At 60.9% G+C, this 26972-nt stretch carries 26 protein-coding genes; 18 read left to right on the top strand and 8 right to left on the bottom strand.

Features of this window, described 5'->3' with window-relative positions:
- The first annotated feature begins 3 nt into the window (after nucleotides 1-3).
- Together Q1A89_RS04790 and Q1A89_RS04785 are read left to right on the top strand one after the other, a co-directional pair.
- Nucleotides 4-1032, top strand: coding sequence for a PAS domain-containing protein (locus Q1A89_RS04790; protein WP_299724450.1), 1029 nt, complete (start codon nucleotides 4-6; stop codon nucleotides 1030-1032).
- A gap of 11 nt (nucleotides 1033-1043) precedes the next feature.
- Nucleotides 1044-1670, top strand: coding sequence for a 3-oxoacid CoA-transferase subunit B (locus tag Q1A89_RS04785; protein ID WP_299724448.1), 627 nt, complete (start codon nucleotides 1044-1046; stop codon nucleotides 1668-1670).
- A 66-nt stretch (nucleotides 1671-1736) separates the two neighbouring features.
- Here the strand turns inward: Q1A89_RS04785 and Q1A89_RS04780 are convergent, their stop codons facing one another.
- The gene (locus Q1A89_RS04780; protein ID WP_299726091.1) at nucleotides 1737-2510 is read right to left on the bottom strand and encodes a lytic transglycosylase domain-containing protein; all 774 of its coding nucleotides are present in this window, start codon (nucleotides 2508-2510) and stop codon (nucleotides 1737-1739) included.
- 399 nt (nucleotides 2511-2909) lie between these two features.
- Between Q1A89_RS04780 and Q1A89_RS04775 the strand changes: the two genes are divergently transcribed.
- The 16 genes from Q1A89_RS04775 to pdeM all read left to right on the top strand — a co-directional run bounded on the left by Q1A89_RS04775 (nucleotide 2910) and on the right by pdeM (nucleotide 19388).
- On the top strand, nucleotides 2910-3089 hold the full coding sequence (locus Q1A89_RS04775) for a hypothetical protein (protein ID WP_299724446.1): 180 nt from the start codon (nucleotides 2910-2912) through the stop codon (nucleotides 3087-3089).
- A 110-nt stretch (nucleotides 3090-3199) separates the two neighbouring features.
- Nucleotides 3200-3376 (top strand): hypothetical protein, encoded by a 177-nt coding sequence (locus Q1A89_RS04770; RefSeq protein ID WP_299724444.1) that lies wholly within the window; start codon nucleotides 3200-3202, stop codon nucleotides 3374-3376.
- 190 nt (nucleotides 3377-3566) lie between these two features.
- The gene (gene cpaB, locus Q1A89_RS04765; protein WP_299724442.1) at nucleotides 3567-4424 is read left to right on the top strand and encodes a Flp pilus assembly protein CpaB; all 858 of its coding nucleotides are present in this window, start codon (nucleotides 3567-3569) and stop codon (nucleotides 4422-4424) included.
- Between the two features lie 221 nt (nucleotides 4425-4645).
- Nucleotides 4646-6076, top strand: a complete 1431-nt coding sequence (locus Q1A89_RS04760) for a type II and III secretion system protein family protein (RefSeq protein WP_299724440.1) — start codon at nucleotides 4646-4648, stop codon at nucleotides 6074-6076.
- Between the two features lie 12 nt (nucleotides 6077-6088).
- Complete coding sequence (locus tag Q1A89_RS04755; protein WP_299724438.1) at nucleotides 6089-6754, top strand: OmpA family protein; 666 nt, start codon at nucleotides 6089-6091, stop codon at nucleotides 6752-6754.
- A 233-nt stretch (nucleotides 6755-6987) separates the two neighbouring features.
- Nucleotides 6988-8226, top strand: a complete 1239-nt coding sequence (locus tag Q1A89_RS04750) for an AAA family ATPase (RefSeq protein WP_299724436.1) — start codon at nucleotides 6988-6990, stop codon at nucleotides 8224-8226.
- Nucleotides 8227-8249: 23 nt separating this feature from the next.
- A complete protein-coding gene (locus Q1A89_RS04745) occupies nucleotides 8250-9680 on the top strand; it encodes a CpaF family protein (protein ID WP_299724434.1) in 1431 nt (476 codons plus the stop codon).
- Nucleotides 9681-9692: 12 nt separating this feature from the next.
- Nucleotides 9693-10658 (top strand): type II secretion system F family protein, encoded by a 966-nt coding sequence (locus Q1A89_RS04740; protein WP_299724432.1) that lies wholly within the window; start codon nucleotides 9693-9695, stop codon nucleotides 10656-10658.
- 11 nt (nucleotides 10659-10669) lie between these two features.
- Nucleotides 10670-11638 (top strand): type II secretion system F family protein, encoded by a 969-nt coding sequence (locus tag Q1A89_RS04735; protein WP_299724430.1) that lies wholly within the window; start codon nucleotides 10670-10672, stop codon nucleotides 11636-11638.
- An 87-nt stretch (nucleotides 11639-11725) separates the two neighbouring features.
- Entirely contained in the window at nucleotides 11726-12301 is a 576-nt protein-coding gene (locus tag Q1A89_RS04730) for a tetratricopeptide repeat protein (RefSeq protein ID WP_299724428.1), read from the top strand.
- A gap of 75 nt (nucleotides 12302-12376) precedes the next feature.
- On the top strand, nucleotides 12377-13231 hold the full coding sequence (locus tag Q1A89_RS04725) for a tetratricopeptide repeat protein (RefSeq protein ID WP_299724426.1): 855 nt from the start codon (nucleotides 12377-12379) through the stop codon (nucleotides 13229-13231).
- A gap of 4 nt (nucleotides 13232-13235) precedes the next feature.
- Entirely contained in the window at nucleotides 13236-13733 is a 498-nt protein-coding gene (locus Q1A89_RS04720; RefSeq protein WP_299724424.1) for a prepilin peptidase, read from the top strand.
- A gap of 75 nt (nucleotides 13734-13808) precedes the next feature.
- On the top strand, nucleotides 13809-15116 hold the full coding sequence (locus Q1A89_RS04715; RefSeq protein WP_299724422.1) for an ATPase: 1308 nt from the start codon (nucleotides 13809-13811) through the stop codon (nucleotides 15114-15116).
- Nucleotides 15113-15901: an NAD(P)-binding domain-containing protein gene (locus Q1A89_RS04710; RefSeq protein ID WP_299724420.1), complete on the top strand. Its 789-nt coding sequence runs from the start codon at nucleotides 15113-15115 to the stop codon at nucleotides 15899-15901. Before Q1A89_RS04715 ends, Q1A89_RS04710 begins: the two co-directional genes overlap by 4 nt.
- Nucleotides 15902-16174: 273 nt before the next feature.
- On the top strand, nucleotides 16175-18613 hold the full coding sequence (locus tag Q1A89_RS04705) for a ligase-associated DNA damage response DEXH box helicase (protein ID WP_299724418.1): 2439 nt from the start codon (nucleotides 16175-16177) through the stop codon (nucleotides 18611-18613).
- 112 nt (nucleotides 18614-18725) lie between these two features.
- Entirely contained in the window at nucleotides 18726-19388 is a 663-nt protein-coding gene (gene pdeM, locus Q1A89_RS04700) for a ligase-associated DNA damage response endonuclease PdeM (protein ID WP_299724416.1), read from the top strand.
- Here the strand turns inward: pdeM and folD are convergent.
- From folD to ftsH, 7 genes are all read right to left on the bottom strand, one after another.
- Nucleotides 19385-20284 carry a bifunctional methylenetetrahydrofolate dehydrogenase/methenyltetrahydrofolate cyclohydrolase FolD gene (gene folD, locus Q1A89_RS04695; protein WP_299724414.1) on the bottom strand — a complete coding sequence of 300 codons (900 nt, stop codon included), beginning with the start codon at nucleotides 20282-20284 and terminating at the stop codon, nucleotides 19385-19387. The two genes, pdeM and folD, sit on opposite strands and share 4 nt — an antisense overlap.
- Nucleotides 20285-20296: 12 nt before the next feature.
- On the bottom strand, nucleotides 20297-20773 hold the full coding sequence (locus Q1A89_RS04690) for a hypothetical protein (RefSeq protein WP_299724412.1): 477 nt from the start codon (nucleotides 20771-20773) through the stop codon (nucleotides 20297-20299).
- A 128-nt stretch (nucleotides 20774-20901) separates the two neighbouring features.
- Nucleotides 20902-22578, bottom strand: a complete 1677-nt coding sequence (locus Q1A89_RS04685; protein WP_299724410.1) for a formate--tetrahydrofolate ligase — start codon at nucleotides 22576-22578, stop codon at nucleotides 20902-20904.
- Nucleotides 22579-22716: 138 nt separating this feature from the next.
- Complete coding sequence (locus Q1A89_RS04680) at nucleotides 22717-23430, bottom strand: cyclic nucleotide-binding domain-containing protein (RefSeq protein WP_299724408.1); 714 nt, start codon at nucleotides 23428-23430, stop codon at nucleotides 22717-22719.
- 146 nt (nucleotides 23431-23576) lie between these two features.
- Nucleotides 23577-24176: an MOSC domain-containing protein gene (locus Q1A89_RS04675; RefSeq protein WP_299724406.1), complete on the bottom strand. Its 600-nt coding sequence runs from the start codon at nucleotides 24174-24176 to the stop codon at nucleotides 23577-23579.
- A 98-nt stretch (nucleotides 24177-24274) separates the two neighbouring features.
- Nucleotides 24275-24886 carry a ferric reductase-like transmembrane domain-containing protein gene (locus tag Q1A89_RS04670; RefSeq protein ID WP_299724404.1) on the bottom strand — a complete coding sequence of 204 codons (612 nt, stop codon included), beginning with the start codon at nucleotides 24884-24886 and terminating at the stop codon, nucleotides 24275-24277.
- 120 nt (nucleotides 24887-25006) lie between these two features.
- The gene (gene ftsH, locus Q1A89_RS04665; protein ID WP_299724402.1) at nucleotides 25007-26926 is read right to left on the bottom strand and encodes an ATP-dependent zinc metalloprotease FtsH; all 1920 of its coding nucleotides are present in this window, start codon (nucleotides 26924-26926) and stop codon (nucleotides 25007-25009) included.
- Between the last annotated feature and the right edge of the window lie 46 nt (nucleotides 26927-26972).

The raw sequence follows: 26972 nt of genomic DNA, 5'->3' as shown, positions 1-26972 counted from the left end.
ATCGTGCCAGACACCTTGGAACAGCTTCTTGAAGAGGATGCGGCCTTTGACGGGTACAATCGCGCCCAAGTCGCGATCGTGGTGACCAACCCGTATCTGGAAGACAACCCCATCGTCTATGTGAACGAGGCCTTTGCCCGCTCAACCGGCTTTGCCCGGTCGGCCGCCATCGGGCGCAACTGCCGCTTTTTGCAGGGTGAGGACACCAGCAAGGCAGATGTGGACAAGCTGCGCCATTCGATCGAGAACGAACAGACCGTCACCGTCGACATCATCAACTATCGCGCCAGCGGTGAAAAATACCGCAACCGGCTGGTGATCTCACCGCTGCATGACAATCAGGGCAAGCTGCAATATTTCATTGGCATCCAGAAGGAACTGCGCAACGGCGACACCGATGCCAGCGCCGAAGAGATCAACGCCGCGCTGATCGAGATACAGAACCGCGTGGCCACGGACCTGTCCATGGTCATCGGCATGATCCGCCGCCAGTCGGCAGCCACATCCGTGCCAGAGGATTTTGCCGCCCTGCACCGCCGCATCGAAACTCTGCAACTGCTTTATGAAGAGATGAAGCTGGCGGATTCCCAATCCAACCGCGACAGCATCCAGATGGGCAGCTACCTGTCGCGCCTGTCATCTGCCATCGCGCACACATTGGGTCGTCCCGGCGTGCGGATGAACCTGCAGGTCGAACCGCTCGAGGTTCCCATTGAAACGGCGACCCGCGTCGGCCTCGTTCTGTCCGAGGTGCTGACCAACGCCTTTCAGCACGCCTTTGATCGCATGGACAGCGGGCTGGTCGAGATTCGCATGAGCCAGCTAAGCGCCGGAGGGCTGCGCCTGACCGTGTCCGATGACGGCGTCGGTGTGCCTTCGGACATGCAATGGCCCGACAGCCGCACCATGGGCGGACGCATCGTCTCGGGCCTGATCGAAGGGCTTGAGGGCACGCTGCAACTGGGCCGCGGTGCCGCTGGCAGCTTTATCACCATCGACGTGCCCGCGGGCGCGACCCTTCTGGACGCCTAAAAGGAAAATACATGCCCTGGGACCGTAACCAAATGGCGGCGCGCGCCGCACAGGAACTCGAAGACGGCTGGTATGTGAACCTCGGGATCGGCATTCCGACGCTTGTGTCCAACTATATCCCCGACGGGGTCGAGGTGACGCTGCAATCGGAAAACGGCATGCTGGGCATGGGCCCTTTCCCGATCGAGGGCACCGAAGACGCCGATCTGATCAACGCGGGCAAACAGACAATCACCGAACTGCCGCAGACGGCCTATTTCGATTCTGCCCAGTCCTTCGGCATGATCCGGGGCGGCAAGATCGCGATGGCGATCCTGGGCGCGATGGAAGTGGCCGAGAACGGAGATCTGGCCAACTGGATGATCCCGGGCAAGCTGGTCAAGGGCATGGGCGGGGCGATGGACCTTGTGGCAGGCGTGGGCCGCGTGGTGGTGGTCATGGACCACACCAACAAGCACGGCGACAGCAAGGTGCTCAAGGCATGCACCCTGCCGCTGACCGGTCAGGCGGTGGTGGATCGCATCATCACCAATCTCGGGGTACTGGACGTGGTCGAGGGCGGCCTGCAGATCGTCGAAACCGCCGATGGGGTTACCGAGGACGAAATGCGCGCCGCAACCGAAGCAACGATTATCTGACATCCACGCGGAGACGTTTTCCGAAGTCGGAAAACGGACCGGAAATTCCGAGAATTTCTGCCAGCGTCAGTTCAGGGCGGCGAACACACAGCCGTCGGTGACCAGCACCGGCGGTGTAATGCACAGCCCGCGCGCCAGTTGGAACGTCGCCAGCACCTTGGGCACGTAGTCGCGGGTTTCCGGGTATGGCGGCACACCCTGATGTTTGCGCACAGCCCCCTCGCCCGCATTGTACCCCGCCAGCACCAGAACCGGGTCGTGGTCAAAATGCCCCATCAGCCAGTCGAGGTATTTCACCCCGCCCGCAATGTTCTGCGCAGGCTCAAAACTGTCGTCGACCCCGAAACGGGACGCTGTATCGGGCATCAACTGCATGAGGCCCTCGGCCCCGGCCCCGCTTTTGGCATCCGCAACACCACCTGATTCCACCATCATCACCGCCAGCACCAGCGCCGGGGACACGTCGGTGCCGATGGTGGCCTTTAGGATGTCGATGCCCTGCGCTTGCGCCAGCGCCTGCATCTGCTGCAGGCGGGGTACGGGCACCGGCGCGTCTGACCGGGCCAGCGCGCGCATGGCCAGATCCAGTCGTCCGGGTCCTGAATCGGCAATGTCCGGCGAGATATCGTTCCAGAACCAGTCATAGCGGCTGGCGCGGGGCTGGGCTGCATTCTCGCCAGGTGCGGGGGCTGCCGCCACGGCTGCCTCGGCCGGATCAATCTGAATGGTGATGCGCTTTTTCGTACCTGCACTGGGCGGTTTGACCCGCTTGGCCGAAAAATCCTTGAACGGAGGGGGATCCTTGGCCGCAACGGGGCAAGCTCCCACCAGCGCTGCCATCATGGCGGCGCAGATCAAATATCTGGGTATCATGGTTCGCCTCAAGACATCGGTTCTACGACCGAGATTGGATACAATTTAGCAAAAAAACCGGGCTCTAACCACCTTTGTTCACGCCAAACATGGCAGTTTTGCCTTATTTGCCACGCCCTTTGATAAAAATTATCAGCAAGCAAAATTTACCCCCAAAAAAAACAGTGTGATTTCAGAATGCTATGCGGATTTTTCAAATTTTCTGGGATGCGACCTGAAATGCCCAATATGCCGCCAAATTCGTGCCCCAATCCCAAGGCTATAAAGCTCTATACCAAGTCGGACCTGGGCCAATGAGAGAGAGCGGCCCATATCAGACGGCGAGGTTAAAACGTAAATCTACTGATCCTTTGGAGGGACACAACAATGATGAAATTTATCAAAAACTTCCGTAACGACGAAGACGGTGCCGTGACAGTTGACTGGGTTGTTCTGACAGCCGCAGTTGTTGGTCTGGCCGTTGCAGCTTACACGTCGATCGAAACCGGCGCGACTGAGCTGACAGCTGACACCGACACATTCCTGCAGGCTCAAGACCCTAACTAAGTTGGTCTGACCTGAAGGTCACTACGATACGGGGGCTGCGACCGCATCCGGGCGCAGCCCTTTTTTACGCCTACGAGTTTCCGTTACCATTCCGAAAAGGTGCTTTTGCCATGACCCGATTTCTGAAGAAATTCCACAACGACGAAGACGGTGCTGTCACCGTGGACTGGGTTGTGCTGACCGCGGCGATTGTCGCTCTTGCGGTGGCCCTTGTGCTTGCACTTACAAATGGCTCCGTCGGCGTCTCTGCCGGTGTCGAAGCCTTTATGACCGGCTGGCAGTTCTAAACACATCTATATTTGTACGACGTGCGCCCGGGCCAGCCTCGGGCGTTTGTCGTGGGTGAACGCCCCAAGAGGGCAGATGCCACCTTAACACCGTCCCGCGTCCCAGAATCTGCCACATTTTGATGACACACCTGATCCCAAGAGGCCCGCACCCTTCCGGTGATGATGGGCCCAGATATGAGGTATTACTATGCGAATGGTTTTCGGATTGGTGCTTTTGGCCGGGATCGCCCTGGCGGGGGGTGCCGTATACATGGCCAAGAATTACATCGGGCAATATCAGACGGCGCTCGCCAAGGAACGCGCGCAGCGGGAAAAGATCGTGCCCACAATCCCCGTCTACGTGGCGGATCGCCCCCTGAAATACGGCGAGGCGCTCACCATGGAAGACGTGCGTACCGTGGACTGGCCTGAAAATGCCATCCCCGAGGGCGCCTTTACAGAAGACAATCCCATCTTTGCCGAAGGTGTGACCGCGGCCCGCGTCGTGTTGCGCACCATGGAAAAGGACGAAGCCGTCCTTGAGGTCAAAGTGACCGAACCCGGTGAAGAGGCAGGCCTGACTTCGCGGCTGGAACGCGGCATGCGCGCCTTTGCCATCAAAGTTGACGTGGCCTCGGGTGTATCCGGCTTCCTGCGTCCGGGTGACCGGGTCGACGTGTACTGGACCGGCCGTGTGGACCAATCGCTCAGCCAGGACCGTGGTGAAGTGACCAAACTGATCGAACCGGGCGTCAAGCTGATTGCCATCGACCAGAACGCCGCCGGTGATCTGGACGGGGCGACCATTGCCCAGACCGTGACCGTCTCCATTCCGCCCGCGAAGGTGGCCAAGCTGGCGCAGGCCCAGTCGTCGGGTCGCCTGTCGCTGTCGCTTGTCGGCGCCGAAGACGATACCGTCGCGGCCGCCATCGAAGTCGATCAACGCTCACTTTTGGGTATCGCAACCCAGGAAGTCAAAGCCGCAGTCGAGGAAGAAAAGACCTGTTCGATCCGCACACGCCGCGGCGCAGAGGTTGTCGAAATTCCGATCCCCTGCACAAACTGAGCCTAGAAATCAAAGACTTAAACCGGCGCTCCCTCTTGGGGGCGCCGGTTGCGTTTTGGGGTCTGTTGCCAGTTATCCACATAAAAGAACTCCCTGAACCCATTGATTCTTGCAATAAAAACCAAAGTGTCCCATGGTGATCCCAATACGCGGGCAAACGACCCGTGACGATCGCGGGCAATAAGACCCGGCATAGAGGCGTGATCAAAAAGGCAGGTCACATGAACATTGACGGAATTTTCAAAGCATCCCTTCTCGGGTTGTCCCTTGCTATCAGCCCGATGGCGTTTTCTGCAGCACACGCAGAGAACCTCAAGGTCGTGCGCACCGCCAGCGAAGCAACGCTGAACGTGCCCATGAACCGGGCCGTTGTCGTGGAAAGCGAAGAGCCCTTTGCAGAGCTCAGCATCGCCAACCCGGCCATCGCGGACATCTCCTCGCTCAGCGACCGCACTATATATGTGCTCGGGAAAGCGCCGGGACTGACAACACTCACCCTTCTGGATGCCAATGGCCGCCTGATCACGAATGTGAACGTGCGGGTCGCGGCAGACATCTCGGAATTCAAGGAGCGGCTTCGCCAGATCCTTCCGGGTGAAAAGATCGAGGTACGCACCGCCAATGACGGTATCGTGCTGTCGGGCGTCGTATCATCGACCGCACGGCTGCAACGCGCACTTGATCTGGCAGAACGCTACGCCGAAGGCCGCGTTTCCAACCTGATGAGCGTCGGTGGCGTCCAGCAGGTCATGCTCAAGGTCCGGTTTGCCGAGATGAACCGCTCGGTTTCCAAATCTCTCAGCTCTTCGCTGTCGCTGAACGGCACCCTGTTCTCGGGTGATGTGGGCGTAAACGGCGGGACCGGGACAACAAACAGCTCGGGCGGTGTCGGCACCAGCCTTGGCGGCAATATCCCGGCCATCAACGAAAACGCAGGTGCGATTCTCTTTGGCTTCAACACCGGCAACACCCAGGTGGGTCTGCTGCTTGAAGCCCTTGAAACCAAAGGGGTTGTGCGCACGCTGGCCGAACCAAACCTGGTCGCTTTGTCCGGCCAGGAGGCCAAGTTCCTTGCAGGTGGCGAATATCCCGTCCCCGTCAGCCAGGACAACGGCGTGATCACCATCGAGTTCAAGCCTTTCGGGATCGAACTCAACTTTATCCCCCGCGTGGTGGACAAGGACCTGATCAACCTCGAGCTTGAGGCGGCTGTGTCGGCCATCGACCCAACCAACGGCTTTGCGGTGAACGGTTTTGAAATCGACGCCTTCTCGCGGCGCGAGACATCGACCACGGTCGAGATGCGCGACGGAGAGAGCTTTGCCATCGCTGGTCTGCTCGAAGACAACTTCGACGACAACTCCAGCCAGTTGCCCTGGCTTGGCGATGTGCCGATCCTGGGCGCACTGTTCCGCTCGGCGTCGTATCAGCGCAACCAAACTGAACTTGTGATCATCATCACAGCGCATCTTGTGTCCCCTGTTCGGGGTGACATCCTGGCGCTGCCCACTGATCGCATCAAACCACCCAGCGAAAAGGATTTGTTCCTGTATGGTCGCACAGCCGCGGGCACCCGCGTTCCCAAACAAGGGGCTGCAGGCGAGGTTGCCAAACAGGACTTCTCCGGCTCTTATGGCTACGTGTTGGATTAAGGACAGGGTTCAATGAAACCGATCATCTCAGTCGCACTGGTAAGCAGCCTCGCAATCTCGGCGTGTACGGCGTCCAACGATCCGGTCTACACCCAGTTCTATCGTGAAGCGGGCGCATTGGTGGACACTGGCCACTTCGGCAACGCCACAGCGAACAACACGCTGATCATGACGGGCGAACAGGGCTATACCTTCGATCTGGCCAACCGTTTCGCCTCCGAGGTGATCACCACGGTGAACTTCTCGTTCAATTCCTCTGTCCTGGATGCCGGCGCGCAAGATGCGCTGCGCCAGCAGGCAAATTGGATCCGCCAGTTCCCCGAAGTCCGCTTCCGGGTCTATGGCCATACGGACGCGGTGGGGTCTGCCGGATATAACAAGCAATTGGGCCTCGCCCGCGCCCGCGCGGTTGTCGGCTTCCTCGCCTCGCAAGGCATCAGCCGCTCGCGGCTTGAGGCCGTGGCATCCTTTGGCGAAACTCAGCCCCTGATCGTGACCCAAGGACGTGAACGGCGCAATCGGCGCACCGTGACCGAAGTGTCGGGTTTCGTGAAATCCAACCCCACTGTTCTGGATGGCAAGTACGCGCAGATCATCTACCGCGACTATGTCAAATCCGCCGAAGCGCCCAGCCAGCTGTCCGGTATCACCGGCTCTGATCTGCGCACCGAACAGTAAAAACACACAGATTTTTCCGCTTTGGCGCGCAGACAATCCCTGTCTGCGCGCCTTATCGTTCTAAGAAACCCAACAATTGGAGTTTTTTAGCCCAAATCTCGCCTGAATTGCCTGCGAAAAACGCTCTTGAGGATACGTATGTCCAATGAGCATTGGGCGCAGGAACCGCAGGTCAACGGCGTAACACCGCCCCTTTTTGGCCCTCGGCTCCGCAATTGAAGGACGAGTGGGCAATGAGCAGTGTAATGCCGCAACCAGAAACAGCACCGATCGTGGCGTGTACCATCAGCCGCGATGTGCAGAATTTCGATCTTTTGATCGAAGATATGGAACAGGCCCTGGGTGAATCCTGGGGTGATCTGGGATTTGCCGAAGCACTCGCCTTTTTCAACCAGCCCGAAGCCGAAGCGATGGAGTTCGTCGCCCTCGCCCTGGACGATGCGGACGAAGACAACCTTGTTCTGATGGGTGAAATCATCACTCAGGCCAAGGCCCGCGACATCAAGGTTATCCTCATCGCCGAAGACGTCACACCCGCCTCGCTGCACCAGTTGTTGCGGCGCGGGGCGGACGAATTTGTCCCCTACCCCCTGCCCGAAGGTGAATTGCTGTCAGCCATTGATCGGCTGCGCACCGCCGTTGCCCCGCAACCGGCCGAGACCGAGCGCACCGCACAGCTCAAGACCGGGGCCAACAAGGAAGGCGCGGTTTTTGTCACCCACGGCGTCGCCGGTGGGACAGGCTCCACCACTCTGGCCGTGAACCTGGCTTGGGAACTGGCGCTGCTCAATCCCGGCGAGACACCCAATGTGTGCCTTCTGGACTTTGATCTGCAATTCGGGTCGGCCTCGACCTTCCTCGATCTGCCCCGCCGCGAGGCCGTGTTCGAGATGCTTTCGGACACCGAAGCCATGGACGAGGAAAGCTTTGGCCAGTCCCTGCTGACCTTCGAGGAAAAGCTGCAGGTGCTGACCGCACCCGCCGACATGATCCCGCTGGATCTGATCACCCCCGAAGACATCGGGCGTGTGATCGAAATGGCGCGCGCGCATTTTGACTATGTGGTGATCGACATGCCGTCGACCCTTGTGCAGTGGACAGAAACCGTTCTGGCCGCCGCGCACCTCTACTTTGTCACGCTGGAACTCGACCTGCGGTCGGCCCAGAACACGCTGCGCTTCAAACGCGCGCTGCAATCCGAAGAATTGCCGATAGAAAAACTGCGCTACGTGCTGAACCGTGCACCGAAATTTACCGATCTCGGTGGTAAGGCACGGGTCAAGCGCCTGTCCGAAAGCCTCGATATCGCCGTCGAAGTCCAAATGCCCGATGGCGGCAAGCCGATCACGCAAAGCGCGGACCACGGCCTGCCCCTGGCATCGTCGGCCACCAAGAACCCATTGCGTCGCGAGATCGCCAAACTCGCCGCGTCCATCCATGAACTGAGCGAGGGCCACGTCAAAGCGGCGTGATCCGATAACCAAAGGGTTATTCGATGTTTTCCAAGTACAAAAAAGACGCACCAGCAGCCAAAGCCGCACCTGCGGAAAAGGTGGAAGAAGCGCCCAAGGCAGATGCCGCCGCGCCCAAGATCGCGCGTAAGGCCAATGCAAGTGCGGCCACCGTTGTGCCGATGGACAAAGAGCGCAAGAAAAAGGAGCGGATGGGCGAGATCAAACTCGAACTGCACCGTGCCCTGCTCGACAACCTGAACCTGTCGGCACTGGAAACGGCGACCGAAAACGATCTGCGTCAGGAAATTCAGGCCATCTCCAGCGAATTCCTGGAAGAAAAGAACATCATCCTGAACCGAGAGGACCGTCAGGTTCTCAATCAGGAACTGTTTGACGAAGTCATGGGCCTTGGCCCGCTCGAAACCCTGCTGAAGGACGAGTCGGTCAACGATATTCTGGTTAACGGGCCGCAACAGATCTTTGTGGAACGGGCCGGTAAGCTGGAACTGACCGACATCACGTTCAAGGACGAACGCCACTTGCTGCGCATCATCGACAAGATCGTGTCCGCCGTGGGTCGTCGTGTTGACGAATCCAACCCTTACGTTGACGCCCGCCTGAAAGACGGCTCGCGCTTTAACGCCATGGTGCCGCCGATTGCGGTGGATGGCAGCCTTGTCTCCATTCGTAAGTTCAAAAAGGACAAGCTGGGCATCGACGATCTGGTGCAATTCGGCGCCTTCACCGAAGAAATGGCTGCATATCTGCAAGCCGCCGTCGCCACCCGCCTCAACGTCATCGTCTCCGGTGGTACAGGTTCGGGTAAGACCACCACGCTCAACGCTCTTTCCTCGTTCATCGACAATGCCGAACGTATCCTCACCATCGAAGACACGGCGGAACTTCAGTTGCAACAGACCCATGTGGGCCGGATGGAAAGCCGCCCGCCCAACGTCGAAGGCAAGGGCGAGGTGTCCCCCCGCGACTGTCTGAAAAACGCCCTGCGGATGCGGCCCGACCGCATCATCGTCGGCGAGACGCGCGGCGAAGAAGTCATCGACATGCTGCAGGCCATGAACACCGGCCACGACGGTTCCATGACCACGATCCACGCCAACTCGGCGCGGGACGGCGTGTCGCGTCTGGAAAACATGATCGCGATGGCGGGCATCGAGATGCCGCTCAAGGCGGTCCGCTCGCAAATCTCATCGGCTGTGAACCTGATCGTGCAGGCCTCGCGCCTGCAGGACGGCTCGCGTCGCATGACCTCGATCACCGAAATCACCGGCATGGAAGGGGACGTCATTTCGATGCAGGAAGTGTTCCGCTACCAGCGCGTCGGCCTGACCCCCGACAACAAGATCATTGGTCATTTCACCGCAACCGGCGTGCGTTCGCACTTCTCCGAACGCTTCCGTATGTGGGGCTATGATTTGCCATCCAGCATCTACGAGCCGATTGCGGCTGAATAAGGAACCCGAAAAATGAGTGCAGAACCAATTATTTACGGGTTGATCTTTATCGGCGTGCTTGTGCTCGTCGAAGGGATTTACCTTGTCGCCTTTGGGAAATCGATCAGCCTGAACAACCGGGTCAACCGTCGTCTGGAAATGCTGAACAAGGCAGGCGGACGGCGCGAGGAAGTGCTCGAACAGCTGCGCAAGGAAATGCAGCAGCACATGGGCGCACGCTCCATCCCGCTTTATTCGCTGCTTGCCGAACGGGCGCAAAAGGCGGCCATCGCCTTTACCCCGCAACAGTTGATCATGATCATGGGCGGTCTGTCAGCAGTGGCCTTTGTCGGCCTCAGCGTCGGGACCGAAACCGAGGTGCCCGTGCGCGTGCTGTTGTCCGTTGTCATCGGCATCGGTGCGGTCTTCTTCTGGGTTTCGTCCAAAGCCAGCAAACGCATGGGCATGATCGAGGAACAGCTTCCTGACGCCGTCGAACTCATGGTGCGCTCGTTGCGCGTGGGTCACCCGTTCAGCTCGGCGATCCAGATCGTCGCCAAAGAGGTGCAGGACCCGCTGGCTTCCGAATTCGGGGTGATCGCGGATGAATCCGCCTTTGGCCGCGACGTCGGTGAATCGCTCAAGGCCATGGCCGAGCGGCTGGACATGCAGGATTTGCGCTTTCTCGCTGTGGCCGTGACCATCCAGCAGCAATCGGGTGGTAACCTCGCCGAGATCCTGATGGGTCTGGCCAAGGTGATCCGCGCCCGCTTCCGCCTGTTCCGCCGGGTCAAGGCGATCACGGCCGAGGCCAAGTGGTCGGGCAAGTTCCTGTCCGCCTTCCCGCTGGTTGCGCTGGTCGTGATCAACATTGGTGACCCGCACTACTATGACGAAGTGCGCGACCACCCGTGGTTCATCCCGGCCTGTTTCGTCGTCGGTATCTTCTTGTGCGTTAACCTCGTTGTGATGCGCGTCCTGACCAATATCAAAGTTTGAGGAGCCCGATTATGGACGCCCTGTTACAGCCAATCACCGATCTTCTCGGCCCCCTTGGCCCCATCATCATCGTCGGTGTGCTGGGTTTCATGATGATCGTCATGGTCATCATCATGATGATGCGCCAGCCCGAAGATCCGCTCGCCAAGCTTAAGAAAAACAGCCACTCCCAGCACACGGGCTCGCAAAAAGAGCGTCTGCGTCAGGGTGCGCGCAACGAACAACTGGAACGGTTTTCCAAGTTCCTCGAACCCGAGGACGTGGCCGAACTGTCCAAGCGCCAGCTGATGCTGCGCCAGGCGGGCTACCAGTCGCGCGACTCGGTGCGGATGTTCCATGCCGCGCAGTTCATCCTTGGCGTGCTGGGCCTGATTGCGGGCGTGATCTATACCAACTTTGTGGTTGGGACAGACAACATGACCACGCAAAAGATCATCATGTGGACGGTTGGTCCGGGCGGCGTTGGCTACTACCTGCCGCAATACTGGATCACCCGCCGGGTCGAGGCCCGCAAGGAAGAGATCACCCAGGGCTTCCCGGACGCGCTGGACATGATGCTGGTCTGCGTCGAGGCCGGTCAGTCCCTTGATCAGGCGATCACGCGGATTGCGGGCGAATTGCGCGCCTCTTTCCCTGCCCTCGCCGACGAATTCCAGGTCGTCAGCTACGAGATGAAGGCCGGCAAGGACAAGGTCACCGTGCTGCAGGACATGGGCGAACGCTGCGGCGTGCAGGACGTGGCCTCGTTCGTGACCGTGCTGGTCCAATCGGCAAGCTTTGGTACCTCGATCGCGGATGCGCTGCGCGTCTTTGCCAGCGAAATGCGCGACAAGCGCGTGATGCGCGCCGAAGAGGCGGCCAACAAGCTGCCGACCAAGATGACGCTGGCCACAATGATGCTGACGGTTCCGCCGCTGCTGATCATCCTTGTGGGCCCCTCGGTGCACGGCATCACGCAGCTGGGCAACATGGGGAACTAGCCAGAGCGCAGTTTTGTGCTAAAAGACATGCATCGCGCGGGGGAAACTCCGTGCGATGCAGTCGTATAAAAAGGTCGCAAAGGCCAAATGATGTCAGGCATTCGGGCGTTCTGGGCCCTCATTCTTTCGCTGTCGCTGGCCGCCTGTTCCACGGGCGGCATCAACGTGGGCGACACCGGCCCCTTCGCCCCCGGCGTGGACCGGCGCGGCGATGCGGTGGACGGGGTCGAGGTCGGGCACCGCCTGATCGCCGCCGGAGAGTTCGAACTGGCCATCAAATCCTTCAACCGCGCAGCACTGGACCGGGGCGGTTATGACGGCGAAATCCTGTCGGCCCTCGGCACTGCCAATCTGGGTCTGGGTCGGCTGGGACAGGCCGAAACCCTTTTGCGCCGCGCCACCACCGAATTCGACCCCGTCCCCGAAGACCTCAACAACCTTGGCGTTGTGCTGATGGAACGGGGCGAAACCTACGAGGCCGTGCAGGTCCTGCGCCGCGCCTTCGCCCTTGATGACGGAGAAAGCACACTCATCAGGGATAATTTACGCTTGGCCCTCGCAAAAATAGAAAACTCTGATACTCTGGATGAGAACGAGAACCAGTATAAACTGGTCCGACGCGGCAGCAGTGACTATCTGATCCGATCTGCTGACCGAATTTGAGGTGCGCCATCTGGCGCGAAGTGATGCGACCGGACACAAAAGTCCGGCGTGAACGAGCAGGAAAAGGACGCAAACATGCGCCACCCCGTAGTTTTGGCCGTCTCTCTGGCAGGGGCAATGGCCCTGTCGGCATGTGAACAGAAATCCGCAGATCAAACCGTCGAACGCGCGTTCCAGGACGTGAACGTGATCGACGAAAGCGATCTGAACGACGTGATGCTGACCGTCGCTGACCCCAACGAGGCGGTGACCTATTTCCAGCGCACCGCCGCGGACAATCCCGACCGCATCGACGTGCAACGCGGTCTGGCCTCCAGCTATGTGCGCGCCAAACGCTATTCCGAGGCGGCCCCGGCCTATGCCAAGGTGATCAAGCTGGATGGCGCCACCAATGACGACCGCGTCGACTATGCCGACGCCCTGCTGCGCTCGGGCGACTGGGCGCGCGCCGAACAGGAACTCGACAAGGTGCCCCCCACCTTCGAGACATTCAAACGCTACCGGCTCGAGGCGCTGATCGCCGACAGCAACAAGGAATGGAAAAAGGCCGACAGTTTCTATGAAACCGCCGTGGGCCTGACCACGCGGCCCTCGGGCGTGCTGAACAACTGGGGCTATTCCAAGCTGACACGCGGTGATTTCAAGGATGCCGAGCGGCTCTTTGGCGACGCGATCCGGCAGGACCCGAACCTGTTTACGGCCAAGAACAACCTGATCCTGGCCCGCGGCGCACAGCGCAACTATGCGCTGCCCGTGGTCCCCATGGACCAGGTCGAACGGGCGCAACTGCTGCACACCCTTGGCCTCACAGCCGTCAAACAAGGCGATGTGCAGACCGGCAAAGGCCTGCTGCGCGATGCGATCGAAACCCATCCCCAGCACTTCGAAGCGGCGGTGAGATCCCTGCGCGCGCTCGAAAACAACGGGTGATCTGATGGCCCTGCCCGCGCTGGTGGCGTGGTGGTTCCTGCCCTTGCTGGTGCCGCTGTGCCTCTATGTGGCCTATACCGATCTTGCGCGGATGCGCATCACAAACCCCACCGTGATTGCGATTGCGGCGGTGTTTGTGGTGATGGGCCCGTTTCTCTATCCCTTTGACGTCTACCTGTGGCAACTGGCGCACCTCGCCATCGTGCTGGTCGTGTGCATGGTCCTGAACGCCGCGGGCGCGATGGGGGCCGGGGATGCCAAGTTTCTCGCCGCCGCCGCACCATATGTGGCCCTTGGCGATGTGCGTCTGCTGATGGCGCTTTTTGCGGCCGTGTTGCTGGCGGCCTACGCGGTGCACCGCATCGCGCGTGCCACACCCTTGCGCAACATGGCCCCGTCCTGGGACAGTTGGAGCGCAAAGGGGCGCAAATTCCCCATGGGTTTTGCCCTTGGCCCCACGCTTGCGCTCTATCTCGTGCTGGCCGCCCTGCACGGGTCTTGACGACATATCGCCATAATTCGGTCGGAAACCTGCGCTAGGCTCGCCAAAAGCAGTCTAACGCACAGGCCCTGACCGATGAATATGCAAGTCGCCGACGTGATCGCACCCTCTGCCCCGAAACGGCTGGAGGAAATGAAACTCCCCGTCGTGATGATGCGGGATATCCTGCTCAAAACGATGTTCCGCAAGAACCTCGACATGGTCTCTGACCTGTCGCCGTCGCTGTGCCTGCCGATCCCCGTGGTGCAGGAACTGATCGACATGTGCCGCGACCAGCGCCTGATGGAAGCGACGGGCACGCTCAACGCCAACAATGGCAACGAAATGGGCTATCAGCTGACCGATCAGGGCAAGGCGCGCGCGCTGGATGCCCTGTCGCAGTCGGAATATTTCGGCGCCATGCCGGTGCCGCTGTCTGTCTACAGCGAACAGGTCAAACGCCAGTCGATCCGCAATATCATGGTCACACGGACCCAGCTGACCGGGGCCATGGGCCATCTGGTGCTGCCCCCTGACCTTTTGGACCAGCTCGGCCCCGCCGTCTCCGCTGGCCGTTCGATCCTGATGTATGGCCCTCCCGGCAACGGTAAGTCCTCGATCTCCAACGGCATCCGCGACGCGCTTGGCGATCAGGTCTATGTGCCGCGCGCCATCGAATATGCCGGTCAGGTGATCACGGTCTATGACCCCATCGTGCACGTGCTGTCCAAGGACGCAGGCGACGACACCACTTCGCTGCGCCGCCGCACGCCCCATGACATGCGCTATGTGAAATGCGAACGGCCCACGGTTGTGACGGGCGGTGAACTCAGCCTGTCGATGCTCGATCTGGTCTACAACCCCACCGCGCGGACCTATCAGGCCCCGCTGCAGCTGAAATCGACCGGCGGCATCTTCATCGTGGACGACCTTGGACGTCAGGCCGAAAGCCCGCAGGCGCTGGTCAACCGCTGGATCGTTCCGCTCGAGGAATCCAAGGACATCCTCGCCCTGCAATCGGGCGAAAAGTTCGAAGTGCCGTTCGACACGCTGGTGGTGTTCTCGACCAACTTCCACCCGAACGAAATCTTTGACCAGGCCGCCCTGCGTCGGATCTTCTTCAAGATCAAGATCGACGGGCCGAGCCAGGCAAACTTCCTCAAGATTTTCGCCATGGTCGCGCGCAATAAGGGCATGGCCCTCAACGAAGAAGCGCTGGTCTATCTGCTCAAGCAGAAATACCCGACCATCAACAATATCTATGCCAACTATCAACCGAACTTCCTGATTGACCAGATGGTCGCCACCTGCAATTTCGAAGGCATTCCCAAGCAGATGACGCCCGAGCTGATCGACCGTGCATGGGCCAACATGTTCGTCAAGGACGAACATATCGTCAAATGATCGGCGTCGCAGGCTGTGGCCGCATGGGCTTGCCCATGCTTGAGGCCCTGCGCGATGGCGTGCCGCACGCCATGGGCTTTGACGTGGTGGACAAGGGTGTCGATCACGTCACAACCAATCTGATGGGCTTTGCCCCGCGTCTGGACACCCTGTTCAGCGTGGTACGCGACGAGGGCCAGACCGACACGCTGCTGTTCGGCGCGCAAAACCTGATTACGACCGCGCCCAACCTCACCCGCATCTTCATCTGTTCGACCCTGTCGCCACGCTATGTACATGGCTTGCGCGCGCGCATTCCCGCCCACATCATCCTGATCGATGCGCCCATGTCCGGCGCGCAAGTGGCCGCGCGCGACCGCACCCTCAGCTTCATGCTCGGCGGCGCGCAGGGCGACATCGACGACGCCATCCCCCTGCTCGCCCTTATGGGCAAGCACTTTCACCACATGGGCGGCTTTGGGTCCGGCATGCAGGCCAAGGTGCTGAACAACCTGCTCGCCGCCTCGCATACGGCGATGACGCGGCTGGTGCTCGATTGGGCCGATGCCGCTGGCATGGACACCGACAAGCTGCTGGCCCTGATCGAAACCGCCTCGGGCCAGAACTGGCTCGCCTCCGGTTTCGAGACCATCGAATTTGCCAAACACGGGCACGCGCCGGACAACTCCATCGGTATTCTGGTCAAGGATGTGGCCGCCGCGATGGATGCCGCCCCGGACGGGGCCGACATGGCCCTGCCCGCGCAGGTCCAGGCCACCATCCGCGCCCTGAAGCCCCGCACCTGACACAGCGCACGCCGCATTAAGATTTGGCCTCCGTATGCCAGTCGGTGCACACATGGTGCACAGGGTGTGCACACTCCGTGTATCGCGTTTTTCGCCTTAACCTCCCTGAAAATAGAGTAAAAACACCAAACGCGCCCAGTCCCTTCTCTGATTAACAAAAATCCCGGGGGTTTGGGGGCTGGCCCCCAATGGCGGTCTGTTTGGGGGCCGGCCCCCAAGTGTTGGTTTCTTTGGGGGCTGGCCCCCAATCCGCAGCCTGCTACATTTGCGGCGATGGCCACGCTCCCCGCACACTTCACCAGTTGGTTCGCCTCCCGCGGCTGGACGATCCACCCGCATCAGCAGGCCATGCTCGAGCGCGCGGATGAACCCGCCCTGCTCCTCATCGCCCCGACCGGCGGGGGCAAGACGCTCGCAGGGTTCCTGCCCTCTCTGGCGGACCTAAGTGACGGAGAACATGACGGAATACACACGCTCTACATCTCTCCGCTCAAGGCGCTGGCGGCCGATATCAAGCGCAACCTGCGCACCCCGGTCGAGGAAATGGACCTGCCGATCCGCATCGAGGACCGCACCGGCGATACCTCAGCCACGCAAAAGAAACGGCAACGCGCCGACCCACCCCACATCCTGCTGACGACCCCGGAAAGTCTTGCGCTTTTAACAAGTTACGAGGACGCACCGCGCATGTTTGCAGGCCTCAAACGGGTGATCGTGGACGAAATCCACGCATTGGCGGAAAGCAAGCGGGGCGATCAGATGTTCCTTGCGCTCTCGCGTCTGCAAGCCATGTGCCCCGACCTCAAACGCGTGGGCCTCTCGGCCACGGTCGAGGACCCGGATGCCATCGCCCACCTGCTCGCCCGCCACCCCGATCCCTGCCCCATTCTGCACTCCGATCCCGGCCCCGCACCCGACATCCAGATGCTGGTCACGGACGAGGCGCCGCCCTGGTCCGGCGCGGGTGGCAAATACGCTATCCCGGCCGTGCTCGAACAGGTAAAGGCGCATAAAACAACGCTTATTTTCCACAACACCCGCGCTCAGGCCGAGCTTTATTTTCACAATATCTGGCTCGCCAATGATGAAGGGCTGCCCATCGGCATTCATCACGGCAGCCTCGACCGCCAACAGCGCGAAAAGGTCGAACAGGCGATGGTCGCAGGTCAGCTCAAGGCGATTGTCTGCACCGGCACGCTCGATCTGGGCATCGATTGGGGCGACGTGGACCTGATCATCCAGATCGGCGCGCCCAAGAACGTCAAACGCCTCGTGCAGCGGATCGGGCGCGCCAACCACCGGTACAACGCGCCGTCCAAGGCGCTGCTTGTGCCCGCCAATCGTTTCGAAGTGGTCGAATGCGTCGCCGCGCTTGGGGCCGTGAAAGAAGGCGCGCTTGACGGTGATCCCCGCGGTCCCGGTCCGCGCGATGTGCTCTGCCAGCACATCCTGATCGCCGCTGCCTCCGGGCCTTTTGATGCTGACACACTCTACAAGGAGGTCACCTCCGCAGGCGCCTACAGCACTCTAACCAAAGAAGAATTCGACGCCTGCCTCGATTTCTGCGCGACGGGAGGCTACGCCCTGCGCGCCTATGACCAGTGGCAACGATTGCAACAGCGCACCGACGGTCAATGGCAATTGCGCGACCCACGCAGCGCCCAGCGGATACGCATGAACATCGGCACCATTCAGGACACCGACACGCTCAAGGTGCGTTTCAAGGGACGCGGCGGTAAGCCGCTCGGCGAGATCGAGGAGGGCTTTGCCGCCTCGCTCACCCCCGGCGACACGTTCCTGATCGGCGGGCAGATCGTGCGCTATGACTCATTGCGCGAAATGACCGTGCAAGTGACCCGCGATGCGGCCAAAAAGCCCAAGATCGCGACCTTTCTGGGCACCAAATTCGCCACCTCCACCCAACTCAGCCACCGCATCATCGAGATGTTTCAGCGCGACGCCTGGCCTGACCTGCCCGCGCACACAGCAGACTGGCTCACGCTGCAACGGCAGGTTTCGCGCCTGCCCGAACCGGGGCGCTTGCTGATCGAAAGCTTTCCCCATGACGGGCGCGTCCACGCCGCAGTCTATGGTTTTGCCGGGCGTAACGCCATGCAAACGCTTGGTCTTTTGCTGACCAAACGGATGGAGGAAACCGGCCTCAACCCGCTTGGCTTTCTTGCCACGGACTATGCCATTCTGATCTGGGGCCTTGATCCGATCCGCGACCCGGCCCCGCTGTTTGACATCGCGTCCTTGCGCGACGGGCTTGATCGCTGGCTGGCGGGCAACGCGGTGATGAAACGCACCTTCCGCGCATCAGCCACCATCGCGGGCCTGATCGAGCGCAATCTGCCCTCCAACCGCAAGACCGGACGGCAGGCGACGTTCAGTTCAGACATTCTTTACGATACGCTGGCAAAGTACGATCCCGACCACCTGATGCTGAACATCACGCGGCAAGAGGCGATGCGCGGCCTTGTCGACTTTGGCCGGATCGAAGAGATGGCGGCACGCATCGGCGACCGGATTGATCTGATCGAACTTGAGCGGGTCACGCCCCTCGCCGCCCCCCTGCTGCTGGAGGTGGGGCGCGTCCCGATCAAAGGGCTGGCCGAGGAAAAGCTGCTGGCCGAAGAGGCCGCGCGCCTGATGAGCACCGCAGGCCTGCCCGCCGATCCCCCGAAACGGGACAGGCGGGTGCCGTTCTGACCCCCTTCTCTGATTTGAAAAAATCCCGGGGAGTCGCGTCAGCGACGGGGCAGAGCCCCAAATCCGTAAGGCGCATCTTGATGCGCCCAATCAGCACAGATATGAACAAAGTATGAACACGTGCGATCTCACATTGGCGGGCACCGCGCTCAAGGCGCTCGGCTCGGGTGCCTTGTTCTGGCCGGATCAGGCGCTGCTCTGCGTTTCTGATCTGCATCTGGGCAAGGCCGAGCGGATCGCCCGGCGCGGCGGCGGCCACCTGCCCCCTTACGAGACGCGCGACACGCTTACCCGGCTGGCAAATGACCTCGAACAGACGGGCGCGCGCACCGTAATCTGCCTTGGTGACAGCTTTGACGATCTGACCGCTGCCCGGTCCCTGCCAGAAGACGAGCGCCTCTGGATCACACGTTTGCAGGCAGGGCGCCGCTGGATCTGGATCGAGGGCAATCACGACCCCGGTCCGGTCGAGTTTGGCGGCTCGCATCTGGGCGAACTGTCACAAGGCCCCCTGACCTTTCGCCACATCGCCGAGGCCGGAACGCACGGAGAGATCTCGGGCCATTACCACCCCAAGGCGACGCTTGCGACGCGCGGACGGGCGATCACGCGGCCGGCGTTCCTGATCGACAATGATCGGCTGATCATGCCCGCCTATGGCACCTATACGGGCGGTTTGCGCAGCCATGATGCAACGCTCACCACGCTCATGCGCAGCGACGCGCAGGCGGTGCTGACAGGGGCCCACCCGGTGCGGGTGCCGATGCCGCGTTAGGCGGTCAGCCCTTCGGGTTCGGCCAAGTCATGAGCGCGGCAACAGGCGGTAAGGGTGTTGGCCAGCAGGCAGGCGATGGTCATGGGACCGACGCCGCCCGGGACGGGGGTGATCGCGCGGGCCACGGTTGCGGCCTGATCGAAGTTCACATCGCCCAGCAGCTTGGTTTTGCCGGGTTTTTCAGGGTGAGGGATGCGGGTGATACCCACGTCGATGACCGTGGCTCCGGGCTTGACCCAATCCGCTTCGACCATCTCGGCCCGGCCGACAGCCGCGACCAAAATGTCGGCACGGCGACACACCGCGGCCAGGTCCTTGGTGCGGGAATGGGCGATGGTGACGGTGCAGTTTTCACGCAACAGAAGCTGCCCCATGGGCTTGCCGAACAGGTTCGAGCGGCCAATCACCACGGCCTCCATCCCAGACATATTGCCCAACTGGTCACGCAGCAGCATCAGGCAGCCGAGCGGCGTGCACGACACCAGCCCCGTTTCGCCACTGGCCAGCAGACCGGCATTGACCACGCTCAGCCCGTCGACATCCTTGGCCGGGTCGATTCGGGCCACAACGGCGCGTTCATCCAAGTGATCGGGCACCGGAAACTGGCACAGGATGCCGTGCACGGAGGGGTCGGCATTCAGCTCATCAATCAGCGCAAACAGCACCTCTTCGGAGACATCCGCAGGCAGGCGATGCTCGAACGAGGCCATGCCGACCTCGACCGTCTGCTTGTGCTTGGCCGCGACATAGACCTCGCTGGCCGGGTCCGCGCCCACCAGAATGACCGCGAGACCGGGGGTGACCCCGTGATCTGCCTTGAGGCGGGTCACATGGTCCGCGACCTTGGCGCGCACGGTTGCGGCAAAGGCCTTGCCATCGATGAGGGTCGCAGTCATGCGTCGTCCTTTCTAGTTCCGGGTCAGATTGACCTGATGGGCCCATGTCTTGCCATCGCTGATCACCAGCGTGTCAAAATCCATGAACTGCAAAAGGTCGTAAAAGGTCGCCACAGTTTCGAGGTTCTGTTGGCGGAAGAATTCATTGTTGCGCATGTTCGACGTCATCTGCGCCAGCACTGCGCGGGCACGGAAAAGCGTTGCAAACACGTCATCATCCAGCGCGATCACGTTGAGATGTCTGGCATCCGCACCCTTGGCAAAGAACACGAAACGCGGGCTTTCAGGGGCGGCCAGTTGTGCGACGGTCAGGTTGGTTACAAATCCGACGCGCACGTCCTTGCCCGAATTCGGAGCCTCTCGGATGACGCGGGTAAAATCCTCGATCGAGGTGATTTCGGGATAGTAATACCCTTCATACCGGTCTTGCGCGCCTGCCATCGTCGCAGCCATCACGGTGAGTATCGCAGCTATCGTTCGGATCATCATGAGTCTTTCCTCCGGTTGTTTGACCACAGGCTGGGGCCTGCGGGTCACCGGGTCAATCGCTGTGCGGCCCTGTCCCAAAATCGTGACAGGGCCGTGTGATCTGTAAGGCGGGGTTGACCCCGCCCGGATCAGAACAGGCCTTCGATCTGGCCTGCGTCATTGAGATGAATGCTCTCGGCGGACGGTACGCGGGGCAGGCCCGGCATCGTCATGATCTCGCCGCAGACAACCACGACAAACCCGGCACCGGCAGACAGGCGCACTTCGCGCACCGGCACGGAGAACCCGGTGGGCGCACCGCGCAAGGTCGGATCGGTCGAGAACGAGTACTGCGTCTTGGCCATGCAGACCGGCAGATGCCCATAGCCCTGCTCTTCCCAAAGCTTCAGCTGGTCGCGGATCTTTTGATCCATCAGCGCCTCATCGGCACGGTAGATCCGCTTGGCGATAGTCTGGATCTTGTTGGCCAGCGACATCTCGTCTGGATAGATCGGGGCGAAGTTGGCTGTGCCCGCATCCGCCAGTTCGGCGACTTTGGTGGCTAGGTCGGCCGATCCTTCGGACCCGAGTTCCCAATGGCGCGACAGGACCGCTTCGGCACCATGGCTGGCCACAAAGTCCTTGATCGCCTGCACTTCGGCGTCCGTGTCGGTGACAAAGTGGTTGATCGCCACGACCACCGGGACCCCAAAGGATTTCAAGTTCTCGATGTGACGGCCAAGGTTGGGGCAACCGGCCTTGACGGCGTCGACATTCTCGGCCCCCAGATCGGCCTTGGCCACGCCGCCGTTCATCTTCATCGCGCGCACGGTGGCCACACAGACCACCACGGACGGGGCAAGACCCGCCTTGCGGCACTTGATGTTCATGAACTTTTCGGCGCCAAGGTCGGCGCCGAACCCGGCTTCGGTCACGACGTAATCGGTCAGCTTGAGCGCCGTGGACGTCGCGATGACCGAGTTACAGCCATGGGCGATGTTGGCAAACGGGCCGCCATGCACAAAGGCCGGGTTGTTTTCCAGTGTCTGCACGATGTTGGGCTGCATCGCGTCCTTGAGCAGAACGGTCATTGCGCCATCGGCCTTGATGTCGCGGCAGAAGACCGGCGAGCGGTCGCGGCGATAGGCCACGATCATGTCGCCCAGACGGTTCTGCAGATCCGCGAGGTCCTTGGCGAGGCACAGGATCGCCATGACTTCGGAGGCAACGGTGATGTCAAAACCCGCCTCGCGCGGGAAGCCGTTGGCCACACCGCCCAGGGACGCCGTGATCTGGCGCAGGGCCCGGTCGTTCATGTCGACCACGCGGCGCCACACAACGCGGCGGGTGTCGATTTCAAGGCTGTTGCCCCAATAGATGTGGTTGTCGATCATCGCGCTCAGCAGCGAGTGGGCCGAGGTGATTGCGTGAAAATCCCCTGTGAAGTGCAGGTTCATCTCTTCCATCGGGACAATCTGAGCGTAACCACCCCCGGCGGCGCCACCCTTCATACCAAAGTTCGGGCCCAGCGAGGCCTCGCGGATGCAGACCATCGCATTTTTGCCGATGCGGTTCAGGCCATCGCCCAGACCCACCGTGGTTGTTGTCTTGCCTTCACCCGCAGGCGTGGGATTGATCGCCGTGACAAGGATCAGCTTGCCGTCTTCCCGACCCTGGACCGAGTTGATAAAGGACTGGCTGACCTTGGCCTTGTCATGGCCGTATGGCAGCAGGTCGGCGCTGTCGATGCCGATCTTGGCCCCGATCTCCTGGATCGGTTTCTTTTGCGCCTCGCGCGCGATTTCGATGTCGGATTTGTAGGCCATGATGCTCCCCGCAAGTCAAATGGGCACGTTTGTCGTGACCTGCATACAGGCGCATGCCCAGAGCCCATACGTGCGAATCCGACATTTCGGCGCGGTTGAGCGGCCACGATGCGCGCCATCGTTTCGTTTCGGAAACGATCAGTCGGGGGCAGGAACGGTTTCGCGTGCTTTCATCGTCTGTTCCAGAACCGTGTTGGTGGCCATCAACTTGCTGCGGATATTGCCCGAAAAGGCCAGATCGAGGTGCGGCGCGATGTCCGGATTGCGCCGCACCAGACGGCGCAGGGCATCTGAGGGTGCGCTGAAAAAACGGGTCGGCTGGTTCAGGCGCACGGACGCGCTGGCGGGGCCACTGGTCATGCAGGCCATCTCGCCGATGAACTGGCCGGGGCCGACCTGCGCGATGATCTGTCCGCCCACGTCGATGTCCACGCCCCCTTCGGCGAGGTAGGTCAGCGCCTCGACCGGCTCGCCCTGTTGGGTCAGCGCATCACCCGCGTCACCGTTGTGCCAGGTGCCGGCATCCATCAGCTTTTTGGCCTCGATCGCGCGCAGGGCCGGAAAACGGGTCTTGAGCAACTCCTGTTCCTCGTCGCTGAAACGCAGCATGTTGCTCATCACCCAGACCCGCGCGATGCCGACCACCGAAAGGGTGATCCAACTGATCTGGATGATCGCCGAAAACAGGTTCCAGTTGCGAAACAGGGACACCAAAACAAGGGCCGCGGCCATCAGGTTCATCGCCGCGTAGGTATAGCTGTTGCCCTTCAGCACGCCCAGTTGCAGCAGCCCGTAGGAGCCGAGGTAAAAGGCCACGCCACCGTACCCGGCCACCAGGTAGTAATCTATCACGCCGTACCCTTCCCCAAAGGCAGTTCTTCGCGGCGAAGCTTGCCTGCGAATTGCTTTGAAAATCAAGGGTCAAGACGGGGTTGGAAGGCATCTCTGCCGTAGATGTGGGGCCTGCATAAGGCGCGCTTTGCGGAACGCCTGCAGTCCTATCCCTGACGCGCTGCGTCCAGATGTGCCCAGACCGGCTGGTCCGGCACATGCAGGGTCAGTTCATCGCCCACTGTCAAATGTCCGCCATGCTCGACCCAGGCCGTCACGCCGCGCCGCCCTTTGGCCGCCGATTTGTAGCGCCCCCCAAAGCCCGGAGCCTGTTGTTCGATCTCTCGGGCCGGGAGGCTGCAGGGACGGTTCTGCATATCGATGGCCAGCCCCACGCCGCTGACTGACATCAATCGCGAGGACGGGGGCACGTGGCTGAAATCCGGGATGCCCTCGATCACCATCGAGGCCCCGATCAGTGCAGGGTCAATGGCATCAAGCTCCATGGCGGCGGCTGTCGCGGCCAATTCTTCGGCGCTGACAATGCTCAGTTGGCGCACGTTGCGAATGACGGTGCCTTGCTGGTACTGCGTTTTGACCCGCACGCAGGACTGCCGCGTCGCGCCGCTGTGGCTTTCGCCGCCAAAACCGTCCAGCGTGACGTCAACCGCCTCAACCGGCACCGCCCGCAGGGATGCTTTGCGATCGGGCACATGGCCCAGCCAGGTGATCCGTGCCTGATAGGTCGTGGGGGCAAGTGCAGGCATGGGCGTGTCTCCGAAAAACCAATTACGAGCGCGTGCTAACGTGTTTGGCGAGGCTTGACCAATGACGCTTTGTCGGCGCGTGATCACAACCCTTGATCTCAGCGCGCAAAGATGCGCCCCCTGATCCGGCGCAGCATCCATTGCAACAGCGGCGGCACCAGAAACAGGGCGACCCAGAACACCACCCGCCCCACATACCAGTCCAGCAGATACCAGTGCCAGAACGCCAGCGCCCCGGCCGGATAGACCCACAGGTGCAGTCGTTTCCAGTTGCGCCCAAGGCGGCGCACAGAGGCGTCATTCGACGTCACAGCAAGTGCGGCCAACAGGACAAAGCTGAGCCACCCAACGGCGTATTCCAACAGCACCGCATCAAACAGCACCGCATCCAGTGTACGCACCTCAAGCAAGTAGTGGACCATGTGCAGCACCGCATAAAAGGCCGAAGCAAGGCCCAGGTGCCGTCGCCGCCGCAACAGCCAGCGCCCAAGCGCCTGTCCCCGCCCAAGGCGATTGATCGCCAGCAGGATCGGGGTGACGGCGATGGCCGCAATCAACAGACGCAAAGACCACACACCGCTGTCGTACATCAGGGCCGGATAATAGGCCTCGGGATCGAACAATCCGGCAATGGTATAGCGCCCCGGCCACAGCAGAGCGGCATAAAACAGAGGGATGGAAGCAGACAGGGACGAATGAATACGGATCATGCTCAGAACCTGCGTGTGTCGCAGCCCTTGCGCAAGGTCGGTGCCAAAATCGTGACGCGCGGCCCGCAAAGAAAAAGGCCCGCCAAAGCGGGCCCCTTATCTGTTCCAGACACTTGCGGATCAAGTGCTGGGTTCAGGTTCCATCCCGCCATCGCCGGAGGGACCGGATTTCTTCTTGGCCTTGGGAATGGCTGTCAGGCTCGGCTTTTCTTCTTCGATTTTCGAGCCGCCATCTTCGTCGTCCGGCGCATGGGGTGGTTCGCCTGCCATGACGCGCTTGATTTCTTCACCGGTCAGGGTTTCGTATTCCAGCAGGCCCTGGGCCAGACGCTCGAATTCCTCTTCGTTTTCCGAGATGATCTTGAGCGCCCAGTCATAGCCGTCCTGGATGAACTTCTGCACTTCCTGCTCCACCAGTTCCTTGGTGTTGGCAGAGACGGAAAAACCTGCGGTGTTGCCCTGATAGCCTTGGGCCGCTTCGGAGTAGTCGATGTTGCCGACCTTGTCGGACATGCCCCACTGCAGCACCATCGCACGGGCCAGCCCGCTGGCCTGCATGATGTCGCCCGCAGGGCCATTGGACACCGAATCCGGGCCGTATTTGTGGATTTCAGCCGCCTTGCCCGCCATGGTCATGGCCAGACGCTGGTGGCATTCATCCTTGAACATGTTGAGGCGATCCATCTCGGGCAGGCTCATCACCATACCCAGGGCACCGCCGCGCGGGATGATCGTCGCCTTGTAGACCGGATCGCATTTGGGCAGCTTGATCCCGACCAGCGCGTGGCCGGCCTCGTGATAGGCGGTCATTTCCTTTTGCGCCGCCGTCATGACCATGGAGCGCCGCTCGGGGCCCATCATCACCTTGTCCTTGGCCTGTTCGAAATCCATCATGGTCACGAACCGGCGTCCGATCCGGGCGGCCATCAAGGCCGCTTCATTCACGAGGTTGGCGAGATCAGCCCCGGAGAACCCGGGTGTGCCGCGCGCGATGATGCGCAGATCGACGTCAGGGCCCAGAGGGGTCTTGCGGGCATGCACGCCAAGAATTTTCTCACGGCCCTTGATGTCGGGATTGCCAACGGTGACCTGACGGTCAAAGCGTCCGGGGCGCAACAGGGCCGGGTCCAGCACGTCCTTGCGGTTGGTCGCAGCGATGATGATTACACCCTCGTTCGCCTCAAAGCCGTCCATTTCGACCAGCAGCTGGTTCAAGGTCTGTTCGCGCTCGTCATTGCCGCCGCCATAACCGGCACCCCGGTGGCGACCCACGGCGTCGATTTCGTCGATAAACACGATGCAGGGCGCGTTTTTCTTGGCCTGTTCGAACATGTCGCGCACACGGCTCGCACCCACACCGACGAACATCTCGACAAAGTCGGAGCCGGAAATGGTGAAGAAGGGCACGCCCGCCTCGCCCGCAATCGCGCGGGCCAGCAGGGTTTTACCAGTGCCGGGAGGGCCGACAAGCAGCGCGCCCTTGGGGATCTTACCGCCAAGGCGCGAGAATTTCTGTGGGTTGCGCAGGAATTCGACGATTTCCTCAAGCTCTTCCTTAGCCTCATCGATGCCTGCGACATCGTCAAAGGTGACGCGCCCATGCTTTTCGGTCAGCATCTTGGCCTTGGATTTGCCAAAGCCCATGGCCCCGCCTTTGCCGCCACCCTGCATCCGGTTCATGAAGTAAACCCAGACACCGATCAGCAGCAGGAACGGCAGCAGCGACACAAGGAAGGTCTGGAAACCGGATTGTTGCTGTTGTTCCGCACGCACCGGAATACTGTTTTCAATCAGAAGGTTCGTGACCTCTGCATCCTCGGGCTTGATCGTCACGAAATCGTCGGACCCGCGGCGAAAGCGCACCTGCTCGCCATCCAGCGTCACATTGCTGACCGAGCCATCTTCGACCGCTGCCACAAACTCGGAATAGCTGACTTCACGGCTTTGAAGCGTGTTGCCGGAGCCGCCAAACAAGTTGAACAACGCCAAGATCAGCAAAAACAGAACCACCCAGAAGGCGATGTTACGTGCGTTTCCCAAGGAAAATCTCCTGATACATGTGGCCGTATGGGCGACCCACTACAGC

The sequence above is a fragment of the uncultured Tateyamaria sp. genome, assembly GCF_947503045.1.
Classification (GTDB): Bacteria; Pseudomonadota; Alphaproteobacteria; order Rhodobacterales; family Rhodobacteraceae; genus Tateyamaria.
The sequence above is the reverse complement of the archived record's forward strand: the minus strand, read 5'-3'. Positions and strand labels throughout refer to the sequence as shown.